The sequence below is a fragment of the Streptomyces xanthophaeus genome (assembly GCF_000725805.1).
GTDB lineage: Bacteria > Actinomycetota > Actinomycetes > Streptomycetales > Streptomycetaceae > Streptomyces > Streptomyces xanthophaeus.
In genome coordinates, this window is the sequence record NZ_JOFT01000028.1 from 192,281 (window position 1) to 205,126 (window position 12,846).

At 73.2% G+C, this 12,846-nt stretch carries 15 protein-coding genes; 8 read left to right on the forward strand and 7 right to left on the reverse strand.

Going from position 1 to position 12,846, the window contains the following annotated elements; genetic code table 11:
• On the reverse strand, positions 1-963 hold the full coding sequence (deoC, locus tag IO30_RS0119045) for a deoxyribose-phosphate aldolase (RefSeq protein WP_031144618.1): 963 nt from the start codon (positions 961-963) through the stop codon (positions 1-3).
• A gap of 244 nt (positions 964-1,207) precedes the next feature.
• Between deoC and IO30_RS44725 the strand changes: the two genes are divergently transcribed.
• From IO30_RS44725 to IO30_RS0119070, 5 genes are all read left to right on the forward strand, one after another.
• Complete coding sequence (locus IO30_RS44725; RefSeq protein WP_051902408.1) at positions 1,208-2,254, forward strand: LPXTG cell wall anchor domain-containing protein; 1,047 nt, start codon at positions 1,208-1,210, stop codon at positions 2,252-2,254.
• Between the two features lie 84 nt (positions 2,255-2,338).
• Positions 2,339-2,962, forward strand: a complete 624-nt coding sequence (locus tag IO30_RS0119055) for a class F sortase (RefSeq protein WP_031144621.1) — start codon at positions 2,339-2,341, stop codon at positions 2,960-2,962.
• Positions 2,963-2,987: 25 nt separating this feature from the next.
• A complete protein-coding gene (locus tag IO30_RS0119060) occupies positions 2,988-3,632 on the forward strand; it encodes a PH domain-containing protein (RefSeq protein ID WP_031144623.1) in 645 nt (214 codons plus the stop codon).
• A gap of 76 nt (positions 3,633-3,708) precedes the next feature.
• A complete protein-coding gene (locus tag IO30_RS0119065; RefSeq protein WP_031144625.1) occupies positions 3,709-4,281 on the forward strand; it encodes a VanZ family protein in 573 nt (190 codons plus the stop codon).
• A 37-nt stretch (positions 4,282-4,318) separates the two neighbouring features.
• Positions 4,319-4,519, forward strand: a complete 201-nt coding sequence (locus IO30_RS0119070) for a PspC domain-containing protein (RefSeq protein WP_031144626.1) — start codon at positions 4,319-4,321, stop codon at positions 4,517-4,519.
• Positions 4,520-4,544: 25 nt separating this feature from the next.
• On the opposite strand, the gene IO30_RS0119075 is transcribed toward IO30_RS0119070, so the two are convergent.
• The 3 genes from IO30_RS0119075 to IO30_RS0119085 form a co-directional block, all read right to left on the reverse strand.
• On the reverse strand, positions 4,545-5,312 hold the full coding sequence (locus tag IO30_RS0119075) for a hypothetical protein (RefSeq protein ID WP_031144627.1): 768 nt from the start codon (positions 5,310-5,312) through the stop codon (positions 4,545-4,547).
• 126 nt (positions 5,313-5,438) lie between these two features.
• Positions 5,439-5,696 (reverse strand): hypothetical protein, encoded by a 258-nt coding sequence (locus IO30_RS0119080; RefSeq protein ID WP_031144629.1) that lies wholly within the window; start codon positions 5,694-5,696, stop codon positions 5,439-5,441.
• Positions 5,697-5,835: 139 nt separating this feature from the next.
• Complete coding sequence (locus IO30_RS0119085) at positions 5,836-6,984, reverse strand: adenosine deaminase (protein ID WP_031144630.1); 1,149 nt, start codon at positions 6,982-6,984, stop codon at positions 5,836-5,838.
• A gap of 114 nt (positions 6,985-7,098) precedes the next feature.
• Between IO30_RS0119085 and IO30_RS0119090 the strand changes: the two genes are divergently transcribed.
• Together IO30_RS0119090 and IO30_RS0119095 are read left to right on the forward strand one after the other, a co-directional pair.
• Positions 7,099-7,821, forward strand: a complete 723-nt coding sequence (locus tag IO30_RS0119090) for an alpha/beta hydrolase (protein WP_031144633.1) — start codon at positions 7,099-7,101, stop codon at positions 7,819-7,821.
• Positions 7,822-7,896: 75 nt separating this feature from the next.
• Positions 7,897-8,268 carry a cupin domain-containing protein gene (locus IO30_RS0119095; RefSeq protein ID WP_031144634.1) on the forward strand — a complete coding sequence of 124 codons (372 nt, stop codon included), beginning with the start codon at positions 7,897-7,899 and terminating at the stop codon, positions 8,266-8,268.
• Here the strand turns inward: IO30_RS0119095 and IO30_RS42055 are convergent.
• Complete coding sequence (locus IO30_RS42055) at positions 8,244-9,491, reverse strand: ATP-grasp domain-containing protein (RefSeq protein WP_078903680.1); 1,248 nt, start codon at positions 9,489-9,491, stop codon at positions 8,244-8,246. The genes IO30_RS0119095 and IO30_RS42055 overlap by 25 nt on opposite strands.
• A 137-nt stretch (positions 9,492-9,628) precedes the next feature.
• Between IO30_RS42055 and IO30_RS0119105 the strand changes: the two genes are divergently transcribed.
• Positions 9,629-10,666 carry a helix-turn-helix transcriptional regulator gene (locus IO30_RS0119105; RefSeq protein ID WP_037894463.1) on the forward strand — a complete coding sequence of 346 codons (1,038 nt, stop codon included), beginning with the start codon at positions 9,629-9,631 and terminating at the stop codon, positions 10,664-10,666.
• 8 nt (positions 10,667-10,674) lie between these two features.
• On the opposite strand, the gene IO30_RS0119110 is transcribed toward IO30_RS0119105, so the two are convergent.
• Positions 10,675-11,733, reverse strand: coding sequence for a hypothetical protein (locus IO30_RS0119110; protein ID WP_031144639.1), 1,059 nt, complete (start codon positions 11,731-11,733; stop codon positions 10,675-10,677).
• A gap of 87 nt (positions 11,734-11,820) precedes the next feature.
• Positions 11,821-12,756 (reverse strand): LysR family transcriptional regulator, encoded by a 936-nt coding sequence (locus IO30_RS0119115; RefSeq protein ID WP_037894465.1) that lies wholly within the window; start codon positions 12,754-12,756, stop codon positions 11,821-11,823.
• Between the last annotated feature and the right edge of the window lie 90 nt (positions 12,757-12,846).

The following is a 12,846-nucleotide window of genomic DNA, read 5'->3' on the forward strand; positions in this document are numbered from 1 at the left end:
TCAGTCCACCGTCACGTAGTCGGGACCGGAGTAACGGCCGGTGCTCAGCTTCTGGCGCTGCATCAGCAGGTCGTTGAGCAGGCTGGAGGCGCCGAAGCGGAACCAGTGGTTGGTCAGCCACTCCTCGCCCACGGTCTCGTTGACCAGGACCAGGAACTTGATGGCGTCCTTGGTGGTCCGGATGCCGCCGGCCGGCTTCACGCCGATCTGGATTCCAGTCTGCTCCTTGAAGTCGCGTACGGCTTCGAGCATGAGCAGGGTGTTGGCGGGGGTGGCGTTGACGCCCACCTTGCCGGTGGAGGTCTTGATGAAGTCGGCGCCCGCGAGCATGCCGATCCAGGAGGCGCGGCGGATGTTGTCATAGGTCGACAGCTCGCCGGTCTCGAAGATGACCTTGAGGCGGGCCGCACTGCCGTCGGGGCGGACACAGGCCGCCTTGATGGCCCTGATCAGCTCGTACGTCTCGAGGTAGCGGCCGGCGAGGAAGGCGCCACGGTCGATGACCATGTCGATCTCGTCGGCGCCGGCGGCGACGGCGTCGGCCGTGTCCGCGAGCTTGACGGGCAGCGCCGCGCGTCCGGCGGGGAACGCCGTGGCGACGGAGGCCACCTTGACGTCGGCGCCGTTCAGCGCCGCCTTGGCGGTGGCCACCATGTCGGGGTACACGCAGACGGCGGCCGTCATCGGCGTGGTCCGGTCGGTCGGATCGGGGATGACGGCCTTGGCGGACAGCGCCCGGACCTTGCCCGGGGTGTCCGCGCCTTCCAGCGTCGTCAGGTCGATCATCGAGATGGCCAGGTCGATGGCGTACGCCTTGGCCGTCGTCTTGATCGAACGGGTGCCGAGGGCGGCCGCGCGGGCCTCCAGGCCGACTGCGTCTACGCCGGGCAGCCCGTGCAGGAAGCGGCGCAGCGCGCTGTCGGACGTCGTCACGTCAGCGAATGCGGTGAGGGTGGTGGGCATGGTCACCAGATGAGCATATCTACGCGCGTAGCGACCTGTCACCCCCTCCCCCGGATCCGCTATGGAATCGACACCTCCACTCCCTGTTACAGGGCCATGACAGGAAGCGCATCCTCCGGGCGAACAAGATCAATAGATTTCTTCTCAGCAGCCCGCCAGAACCTCACCCGGACGAAAACCCGACAGAGACAAACGCGGCATGCGGCTCTCCCTTCTTTCCGAAACCCTGCTCCCAGGAGTCGTTATGCGTACCGCCGCCCGCACCGCCACCGCCACCGCCGTGCTCGTCGGGGCCCTCCTCGCCCCCGCCGGTGCCGCCTTCGCCGCCACCCCGCTGAATGCCGCAGCCGCTGCCGCGTCCTCGTCCGACCCCGACCGCTACAGCGGCACGCCCGTCTTCATCGACGCCGGCCTCCTCGCGGTGCTGCGCCACACGTCCAGCGGACCCGAGGCCCGGATCCGCGCCTACGGCCCGGAGTGGAACCCGGGCGACGCCTACATCGGCGAGGCCCTGGCCGTGCTGGACGGCGAGCACCGCTCCCGCTCGGTGCGCGGCCTGCAGCTGGAACTCGTCAAGAGCGGGACGGGCAACACCGAGACCCTCGTCGTGACCAAGGACGGCCGGAGCACCTCCTACGACCTGCCCAAGGGCCAGGGCGGGACCCTGTGCACGACCCGGCCCGTCCACAAGATCCTGGGCCGCGGCCTCGAAGCCGACCTGACCATGTCCCCCGACGGCCCGGTGGCCTCCCTGTACGCCCAGGGCTCCCGCGTCGAGCCGACCCGGCTGGACCGCAACAACCCGGCGAAGGAGGAGTACACCGTCCGCATCCTGAACCCGAACTCCGCCGAGCCGGTCCTCGAATGGAAACTGCAGAACGGCGCTCCGTGGGCCCACGCGGCGTTCCCGAAGCTCCACACGGGCTGCACGCCCAACTACACCCTCCAGAAGCCCACCCAGAAGCCGCAGCCGGAGACCAAGCCCTCCGCGAAGCCCTCCGCCCAGCCGACCGTCGCGCCCAGCGCCACGCCGAGCACCACGCCGAGCGCCACGCCGAGCGCCACGCCGAGCGCCACGCCGAGCGCCACTGCGGCCGCGCCGAAGGCGCAGACCGCAGGCCAGACCTCCGTCGTGCCCAAGGGCGGGGTCGCCGCGGGCGCCGAGATCGCCGGCGAGACCACCACCGGGGACACGGACTCCACCACCGCCCTGGCCGGCGCCGGGCTCGGCGCGGTCCTCGCCGCCCTCGGCGCGTCCGTCCTGCTCCGCCGCCGCCGCGCCCAGGGCTGACCGGCCCGAGCGCCCGACCCTGCACCCCGTCCCGGCGGGCCACCCCAGCGGTGGCCCGCCGGGCCCGTTCCCGGAGCAACCCCCATGGCCCACCGCGTACGCCTCCTGCTCGCCACCGCCCTGCTCTCGGCGGCCCTGACCGGCTGCGGCGCCGCCACCGCGCAGGCACCGGACGAGGCCGCCCCCGCCGCCTCGTCCGCCCCGCCCTCGATCACCCCCACCTCGGCCCCCGCGGCCCCCGCCACGGCGGCCCCGCGGCCCGCCTCCGAACCGGTGCGCGTACGGATCCCCGCAGCCGGGGTGGACGCCTCTCCCGTGCTGGGGCTGGGCCTCGCCGCCGACGGCACCGTCGAGGTGCCCTCCGTACCGGAAGCGGACAAGATCGGCTGGTACACCAAGGGCGTCACCCCGGGCCAGACCGGCCCCGCCGTACTGATCGGCCACTTCGACACCGCGCGCGGCCCGGCCGTCCTCAAGGACGTTTCCAAGGTCCGGCCCGGTGACGAGATCACCGTCTCGCGGGCCGACGGCGGCGACGTCGTCTTCCGCGTCCGCGAGCTCGAACAGGTCGACAAGAAGCGCTTTCCCACCGACAAGGTCTACGGCGACACCACGCGCCCCGAGCTGCGCGTCATCACCTGCGGCGGCGCCATCACGGACGGTCACCGGCCGGACAACATCATCCTGTACGCCGATCTCGTGGGCTGAGACGGCGTGGGGCAGAATCGACCGCATGAGCAGCGAGCAGCAGCAGCCGACCGGTGAACCGGTCTACGAGGACCGTGTCTACCGCTCTTCCATGGCCGTGGTCACCGGGGTGCTGATGCTCGCGCTGCTCGCCTGGCTGTGCGGGGACGGCGTGGTCCGCGGTTCGGGCAGCACCCCGTGGATCTCCCTGGCCGTGGCCCTGTGCCTGGTCCCGCTGATCGTGGCGTTCACGATCCGCCCGGCCGTCTTCGCCAACGACGACCGGCTGCGCGTACGGAACCCCTTCCGGGTCATCGAGCTGCCCTGGGCCTGCGTGGACTCCCTGCGGTCGGGCTACTCCGTGGAGGTGCTGGCCGAGGGATCGAAGTACCAGGTCTGGGCGGTGCCCGTCTCCCTGCGGGAGCGGAAGAAGGCGAACCGGCAGCAGACGCGCCGCGGCGGGATCATGGGCCGGGGCCTGGCCGAGCCGGAGGCGGCGAAGAACGCGGCGCCCGCCGAGCCGCAGCGGGCCGACGCCGACCGGATCGTGGACGAGCTGCGCAAACTCGCCGAGCGCGGCGCCTCGCGGCCCGGCGCCCAGGGCGGCGCGCGCGTGCACTGGTCGTACGAGGTCATCGCGCCCGTCGTGGCCGGCGCCGTACTGCTGATCGTGCTCCTCGCGACGGGCTGACCGCACCGCACGTGCTCCCCGCCACAGCGGCCCCAGAGGCGGAACCAGGTCCACCGCCCGGCGCGTCCTCGCAGGTGTGCAGCGTCTTGAGGCCGGCGGCAGCGCCGCCAACGCCATCCCCCTGCGGCTCCGGCTCCTGGCCGGGGCCCTGCTTGCCGCCCATCTCCTCGTCGTCGGGTGGCTGACCCTGCTGCCTCTGGACGTGCCCTGGGCGGCGGCCGCCAATCTGACGCCGCTGGAGGGGATCCGGGCGGACCTCGCGTACGGGCCGCTGGAGGCGACCCGGCGGATCGGGGAGGGGCTGGCCCTGCTGGCCCCGCTCGGGGTGCTGCTGCCGCTCGTCAGCGGGCGGCTCGCGCCGTCGCCGCTGACCGCGTGGTCCTCGCTGGTGCGGACCGCCGCCGCGGGAGTGCTGATCTCGCTGAGCATCGAAATGCTCCAGAGCGCGGTCCCGGGGCGGGTCGTCGACGTGGACTCGGTCCTGCTGAACACGGTCGGCGTGGTGGTCGCGCACGTCGCCGTCGTACCGGCCCTGCGGGCCCGGCTGCGCCGCTCACGGCCCGTTTATCAGGGGCCCACCCCGAGAATTACCAGGGTCGGGCTCGGACCCTGGACCGAGGTCCTCTCGGCGGTTCAGCGGGAGTATTGAGGCATCGCAAGAAAGCGATCCCTACGAAGGAGAAGCCATGAGCGCCCTTGCCCGCCCGCGTGACGGACGATGGATCGGCGGAGTCTGCGCCGCCCTGGCGCGCCGTTTCGGAATGTCCGCCAACACGATGCGCGTCATCTTCGTCGTCTCGTGCCTGCTGCCCGGCCCGCAGTTCCTGATCTACCTGGCGCTGTGGCTGCTCCTGCCGAACGAGAAGTCCGCCTCCACCGCCTGGTAGACCCGGGCCCGCGCGGGCCGCGCGCTCAGCCGGCCCGCTGCACCTTCTCGACCTGCTTGTCGGCCACTTCCTGCGGCACTTGCGCCTTCTGCTCGGCCGCCGCCACGTTCAGGGCCATCAGCCGCACGACGGTGTCGCCCTCGCGCACGACGACCAGGTGGACCGGGGCGGAGACGCCCGCGGCGGTGGCGGTCGTGGTCCAGCTGACGGTGTCGTCGCCCTTGGTCGCGTACTCGGCGGACCGCACGTCGCGGTAGCTGCCGGTCTGCTTCTCGACGGTGGCGGAGAATCCCGTACCGCAGGCGGCCACGGCCGTCTTGAGCCGGGTGATCAGGGCCTTCGCGTCGCTCTCGCCGTAGGAGCTGACGGAGGCGGAGACCGCGAGTCCGACCTGCTTCTGGGAACCGACGCCCCGGTTGACGGTCTCGCGCGCGGCCGGGTCCGGCTTGTCGCCCATGATGTCGGCCAGGGGCTGGCAGGCCTTCCGGTCGGCCTGCGGCTGGCCGTCCGGGGCGTTGGGGTTCTTGCCCTGCGCGGAGACCTGGTAGCCGGTCAGGTCGCCCTGCTCCAGGGCGGACCGCTCCAGCCTGCTGCCGCCGCTCTTCGGCGCGGCCGGTCCGCTCGAACCGGTGGTGGGTGCCGGGGCTCCGGGCGCGCCCGGGGTGGCGGCCACGGAACCCTTGGGGTCCGGGTCCTTGCCCGTCGCGGGGGTGTCCGAACTGCTGCACCCCACGGCTGCGAACAGCAGGGCGGGGAGCAGCGCGACCCAGGTCGCTCGTGCCTTTTTGCGCATGACCGAAACCTCATACCCAGTGCGTCGGCGGGCAGTTGGTGGTGATCGTGGCACACGGCGCGGCGGGACACCCACCTCGTCGAAGAGGCGTGCGCCCGCCGCTCGCGTGTTCGTGTCGCGGCAGCGTCAGCCGCCGATGCCGTTCAGGCCGTTGGTGACCGGGGTCAGCAGGCCGGTGACCTGAGAGGTGGGGTCGCTGGGCTGGCTGCTCCCCTCGGTGCCTGCCTGCTGCTGGCCGGTGAGGCCCCCGAGCGCGCCGGGGACGGAGCCCAGCGCGTCGGTCAGTCCGACGGCGGGGACGGCCGAGGCGGTACCGGCGGCGGCGACGGCGAAGGCGGCACCGAGAACGGCGGCACCGAGGGTCTTGGCAGCTGACTGCTTCATGAAAACGTGTCCTTGCGACGGGGAATTGAGCGGCTCCGCAAACTAGTCACTTCAAACCCTCTCCCGCAAACATCAGTAAATACGAGAAAGCGCCCGGGAATTGCTCCTCCCGGGCGCTTTCCGTCTGTCACACCGTGGCCTACGCCGAAACAGAACCGCTGGTCGAAGCGGTCTGCTGGAACAGCCACTCGGACTTCAGCTCCGCATAACCCGGCTTGATCACTTCGTTGATCATGGCCAGTCGTTCATCGAAAGGAATGAACGCGGACTTCATCGCATTGACGGTGAACCACTGCATGTCGTCCAGCGAGTAGCCGAAGGTGTCGACCAGGTGCTCGAACTCGCGGCTCATGCTGGTGCCGCTCATCAGCCGGTTGTCGGTGTTGACGGTGAGCCTGAAGTGCAGCTTCCGCAGCAGACCGATCGGGTGCTCGGCGTACGAGGCGGCCGCGGCCGTCTGCAGGTTCGAGGTCGGGCACATCTCCAGGGGGATGCGCTTGTCCCGGACGTAGGAGGCCAGGCGGCCCAGCTTCACCGTGCCGTCGGCGGCGACCTCGATGTCGTCGATGATCTTCACGCCGTGGCCGAGGCGGTCGGCGCCGCACCACTGCAGGGCCTGCCAGATCGACGGCAGGCCGAAGGCCTCGCCCGCGTGGATCGTGAAGTGGTTGTTCTCGCGCTTGAGGTACTCGAAGGCGTCGAGGTGGCGGGTGGGGGGGAACCCGGCCTCGGCGCCGGCGATGTCGAAGCCGACCACGCCGTTGTCGCGGTAGCGGTTGGCCAGCTCCGCGATCTCCAGGGCGCGCGCCGCGTGGCGCATCGCGGTGAGCAGGGCTCCGACGCGGATGCGGTGGCCGTTGGCCTTCGCACGGCGCTCGCCCTCGCGGAAGCCGTCGTTCACGGCCTCGACGACCTCTTCGAGGGTCAGGCCCGCTTCGAGGTGCTGCTCGGGGGCGTAGCGGATCTCGGCGTAGACGACGCCGTCCTCGGCCAGGTCCTCGGCGCACTCGGCGGCGACCCGGGTGAGCGCCGCCTTCGTCTGCATGACCGCGCAGGTGTGCGCGAAGGTCTCCAGGTAGCGCGGCAGGGAGCCGGAGTCGGCGGCTTCCCGGAACCAGATGCCGAGCTTGTCGGCGTCGGTCTCGGGAAGGTTCTCGTAGCCGGCCTCGCGGGCCAGCTCGATGATCGTCCCGGGGCGCAGCCCACCGTCGAGGTGGTCGTGCAGCAGCACCTTCGGGGAGCGGCGGATCTGATCCGGGGTCGGCAGGTTAGGGGTCTCGCTCGTCATCTGCGCACTCTAACTCCTACGCGCGTAGAGTTGGGTGCCGGTGGCGGCCCTGGTTATGTAACAGTGACCGCGCGGACGGATGGCGTACACGTCCGGGTCTGAGACTGTTCCGCCATGGCACAGCATGCGCCGCCGTCGCGCGGGGCCCGCCTGGGGCGGGCGGCCGGAGCGATCGGCTCGGAGTCGACAGTCAGTGGTGTGGTCCTCCTGCTCCCCGGGACGTCCAGATTCTCGCCCGGCCCCGTGCGCCCGCTCGCGCGGGCCCTGGCCCGGGCCGGCGGGGCGCAGGGGCTGGTCACGCACTCCGTGGTGCACGGCGGGGACGCCCCCCGCGAGGACCAGGCGGCCTGGGCGGTGACCAAGGCGGTGCGGCGCTACGGCGACGTGCCGGTGTGCCTGGCCGGATACGGAGCCGGGGGCCGGGCCGCGCTGCGGGCCGCCGGCCACGAAGCCGTCAACTCGGTTCTGGCGCTGGCCCCTTGTTTAGGCGCAGCGGCCCGCGCGCCGTCCCCTGAACCGGTGAAACAGCTGTCGGGGCGCCAGGTCCTGATCGTGCACGGCACGAACGACGCGAGGAGCGACCCGGAGGAATCCTTCCTCCTCGCGGCGAGGGCGAAGAAGGCCAACCGCTCCACCTGCCGCTTCGAGGTGCATTCCGACGGGCACGGACTGCGGGAGCACCAGGCCGAGGTGGTCGCGCTGGGGGTGGACTTCGTCCTGGGGGCGGTGTTCACGGGCGCGTACTCGCGGCCGGTGACCGACGCCCTCGCGGCTCCGCCGCCGCTGGGCCTGCGGATGCCGCTGGCCTCGGGCTTCGGGCGCTCGCCCCGGCGGTGACGGGCAGCGCCCGGGGGCCCGCGCGTAGAGTGAAAAGTGCGAGGACTCGGGCGCTCTCCCACGGAGGCGATGACCATGGCCGGCCTGGTGTCCAAGAACTTCGACAAGGCGGACGAGACCCGTCCGTTCGGCGGCGGCAAGGGCCGGCTCGACCTGGTGGAGACCGACGGCGGGGCCGTCGGACGCGGGGTCTTCGAGCCCGGCTGGAAGTGGTCCGAGCACATCAAGCCGATCGCCGGTACGGAGAGCTGCGAGTCCGCCCACACGGGTTACGTCGTGAGCGGCCGCATGAAGATCGTCATGGACGACGGGGACAGCCTGGAGATCGGCACCGGCGACTTCATCCAGGTCGCCCCCGGGCACGATGCCTGGGTGCTGGGCGACGAGCCCTGCGTCGTCCTGGACTGGACCGGCTACGGGCGCTACGCGAAGCCGGTCTCCGGCTGACGCGTCCGCAGCCCCGGCGGCCCCTGCCCCAGCAGGCCCGCGGCCCGGTCCAGGGTGCGGGCCAGGGAGCCGGGCGTGCGCCCCGTCGCCAGTACGTACGCGTGGTGCAGCGCGCCCGACGGGGCCCGGCTGACGGTGGCGTCCAGCGGCACCTGGAGCTGCACCCGTACGACGCCCGGCACGGCGCGCGCCGCGGCGAGCCCGGGCCGGACCCCTTCGAGGCGGCGGCCGGGCGCGAAGTCCACGTAGCGCAGCCCGGCGTGCGCGGCGCGCGGGACCCGCGCCGGTGCGGGCAGGCCGAGCCCGGCGGCGAGGGCCAGCGCGAGCACGTCGGTGCCGTGGGCGAGCCGGAGCAGCCGTACGACCTCGTCGCCGCCGGGGCGGGCGTGCGCCTCCACGAGGCGGGGGCCGCGGGAGGTGAGGACGACCTCGGTGTGGGAGGGGCCGTCGCGGTGCCCCGAGAGGTCGAGGACCCCGCGGACGAGGGCCCGTACGGCCGCGGCGGTCGCGGGGTCCAGGGCCACCGGGAGTTCGTGCCCGGTCGCGGTGAGGCCGGGGCCGGTGAGCCGGCGGGCCCAGCCGAGGATCCGGTGGCGGCCGTCCTCGGAGAGGGCCGCCACGGCGAGTTCGGGACCTTCGAGCTTCTCCTCGACGAGCAGGTCGGTGACCTCGGGGTAGTCGCGGACGGCGCGCCGGGCCTCAGCCGCGTCGCGCACCAGGCGCACTCCCTCCCCGTCGGAGCCCGCGCGGGGCTTGACGACGCAGGGGTAGCCGATGAGGCCGGCCAGGAAGGGGATCAGGGAGGCCCGTCCGCAGCGGGCGAAGGAGACGGGCCGGCCGGGGTGCAGGGCGGCGTTGGTGCGGGCGCGCAGCGCGGCCTTGTCCATGAGGGCGGTGACGGCGTCGACGGGGGTGCCGGGCAGGCCCAGTGCCTCGTTGGCGCGGGCCGCGGACAGGGCAGCGGCCGCGGAGAGGCCGAAGACGGCGGCGCGGCCGTCGCGGACCTCCTCCAGCCGGCCGAGGACCTCGACGAGGCGGCGGTGGTCGCGCCAGTCCACCCGTACCCGCCGCTCCGCCCCCTCACGGTCGGATGGCACGGGTGGGCCCGGCGCGACCACCACGGTGTGCGCGCCCGCACGGCGGGCGGCCGCCAGCGCAGCGGGTCGTGGGCTCAGCAGGACGGCCACCGGCCCCCGCTCCGGTCCGGCTGTCCGCTGCCCCATACCGCGCTCCCCCCTCACGCCGTGGTGCCACTGTGCCTCTTCGGCATATGCGGATACCGTCCGGTCAGGCGTCGTCTTGCCGCCTTGCGGGAACACGAGGGGTTTATAAACGGACACAGGCCGGGACGAATACGCATATGCCTGCCGATGAAGCAGAGGAACTGAGTCCGGCGGCCCGACGCCTGTACGCGTACGCCGTCGAGCGGCACGCCTTCACCACCGCCGAGGCCACCGGGGCCCTGGGCGTGCGCGCGGCCGCCGCCATCACCGAACTGGCGGCCGCCCACCTGCTCCAGCGCGCCCCGGGCGGCGGGCCGGACCAGTGGAGCGCCGTGGCACCGCGGGCGGCGGCCGCCCGGGCCCTTGCCCCGCTCGCGCTGCTCGTACGGGAGACCCACGAGGAGATGGACCGGCTGCGGGGACGGCTGGAGACGCTGGTGCCCGCGTACGAGGCGGGCACGGCCCACCGGGACCTGAGCGGGTCGGGCCGCCTGGAGCTGGTCACCGACCTCGGGGCGGTACGGGCGCTGATCGCGGAGCTGGTCGCCTCCTGCGGGCAGGAACTGCTGACCTCGCAGCCGGGCGGGGGCCGGCCGCTGGAGACGCTGGAGGAGTCGATCGGGCGGGACGAGACGCTGCTCTCGCGCGGAGTCCGGATGCGGACCATCTACCAGCACACGGCGCGGTACTCGCGCCCGACGGCCGCGTACGTGGAGCGGGTGACGGCGCTGGGCGCGCAGGTGCGGACGCTGGGCGACGGGCTGATGCGGATGCTCATCTTCGACCAGCACACGGGGCTGATGGCGGTCCCGGACCGCAGCGGTGCGGCGCTCGTGGTGCGGGAGCCGAACGTCGTGCACTTCATGACGGCGGCCTTCGAGCGGTCGTGGGTGGGGGCCGAGCCGTTCCCGACGACGGTGAGCCCGGAGGCGGCCCGGTCGATCTCGGACGAGCTGCGGCAGACGATCGTGCGGCTGCTGTCGGAGGGGCTGGAGGACAAGGTCATCGCACGCCGGCTCGGCATGTCGGAGCGGACCTGCCAGCGCCACATCGCGGAGATCATGCGGGCGGTCGGCGCCAAGTCCCGCTTCCAGGCGGGGTTCCTGCTGGCCGCGCCGCCGGCCGCACCCGCCGTACCGGCCGCGCCGGCTCCGCCGGAGCCGGATTCCGCCTAGGTCGTCTCTTACGGCGCGCGGCGCTCGTCGTAGTACGCGCGCAGCCGCGGGCGGCGGACCTCGGGGAGGCGTGCCAGTGTGGCGCCGAACGCCCCGTGGTGGGGCCGGAACCCGTACGCCGGGTACCGCGGCAGGGGGTATTCGTCCCGCAGGACCCCCTCCGGCAGCGTGCCGGACACCGGCAGGGGCGAGGTCTCCCCGGGGAGGGCGAGGTGGGCCCAGACCCCGGTGTCCAGCGGGACGAGGGCCGCTTCGCCGGACGGCGGCCGCCACGGCTGCCCGGTCACCGGGTGGCGGGGGACGAGGAGGATGTCGGGGGCGGGCCGGGGTACGCCGATTCCCGGGCCGGCCAGACCTACGGAACGGGCCGGGAGGCCGCAGGAGTGGACGGAGGGGAGGGCCGCGGAGACCGCTCGGCCCAGCAGTTCGGCGACGGGGCCGTCGGGGAGGGTCACGGGTGCGGCGTCCGCCGCCACCACCAGGTGCGCGAGGGCCACCGCGACCGCCGCCTCCCAGCGGCGGCTCCAGGACCCGTCCGGTTCGACGGGCGGGACGGCGTACGGCTCCTTCAGCAGGTCGTCCCAGCCGGGGGGCGGTTCCGCGGGAAGGCCGCCGGGGACGCGGCGCACCGCGCCGGGCTCCAGCCACACCGCCTGCCAGAGCCCGCAGTCGTCCATCCGGGTCGCCACCGCCCGCCCGCACCCCTCGCACGCCAGGTTGGGGCCGTCGCGTCCGTCGAGGCCCTGGCAGTAGCCCGCGCACTTCTCCGGGATCAGGGCCGTGCCCCGGGAGTCGCCCGGGGCGATGACGATCCTGCCCCGCGCGGCGAAGGACACCGAGTACACCGGCGCGTACACGCCCCGGCGGGCCGCTCCGGCCTCCCCCGCCTCGTCCCACAACCGCCAGGGCGGGCCCCAGGGTTCGGGGTCGACGGCGTACGTCGCCGGTTCCATCAGCGGGGGGTGCAGTTCCTCCCAGGCCCCGTAGTGGGTGTGGACGGGAAGGGCGACCCGGGAGACCGGCGCCGTCAGCTCCGCACCGCACCCGGCGCACACGAACACGTCCAAGAACTGCTCCCCCTCCGGCCTGCGTACCCCGTGATCCTCCCGGTCCGGACGCGGACGGACCACTGGATTACGGGCGGCGGACTCCCGCTAGGAAGCCTCCAGTTCAGGGATGAGGCGGCCCCGGCGGGAGAGCAGGAAGCGCTTGAACTCCGCGACCGGCGGGGTGTCGGGATGGCCGTCGAGCCAGGCGACGCCGATCTCGCGGACCGCCCGCGGGGCGGTGACGGTCAGCTCGACCACGCCGGGCCGGGCCACGGCCGGGGGCGGCAGCAGGGCCACGCCCAGACCGGCGGCGACCAGGCCGCGCAGGGTCTCGGCCTCCTCGCCCTCGAAGGCGACGCGGGGCGTGAACCCGGCCTCGGAGCACAGGTCGTCGGTGATGCGGCGCAGGCCGTAACCGGGTTCGAGGGTGACGAAGGTTTCCTCGGCGGCCTCGGCGAGGCGGATGCGCTTGCGTCCGGCGAGCCGGTGGTCGTCGGGGACGACCAGGCGCAGCCGCTGCTCGTCGAGGCGGCGGGCCACCAGGTCGGGGGCGACCGGCAGCGGCGAGGTCAGGCAGAGGTCGAGCTCCCCGGCGCGCAGCCGCTCCAGCATGGCCTCGCCGTAGTTCTGGACGAGGGAGAAGCGGATGCGCGGGTGGTCGGCGCGGAAGGCGCGGATCAGGCCGGGTACGGTCTCGGAGCCCAGGGTGTGCAGGAAGCCGAAGGCCACCTTGCCGGAGGCCGGGTCGGCGTCCTGCTGCACGGACCCGGCGGCGCGGGCGATCCCGTCCAGGGCCTGCTCGGTGGAGGCGAGGAAGGTCCGGCCGGCGGTGGTGAGGACCACGGTGCGGCCCTTGCGGGCGAACAGCGTGACGCCCAGGTCCTGTTCGAGGCGGACGATCGCCCGGGAGAGCGTGGACTGCGGGATGCCCAGTTCCTGCGCGGCGCGGGTGACGTGCTCGTGCCGGGCCACGGCCGCGAAGTACGCGAGGCGGGGGGCCAGCAGGGATGTCACGGCCATGTCTTCTTCGTAACGGTTCATTGACATACGCCGCCCTGAGCTGTGGTGATGCACGAGTGGATCGATTATGGCGAATCCATGCATTGGACGCATCAAAAAGGCGGGCCTACC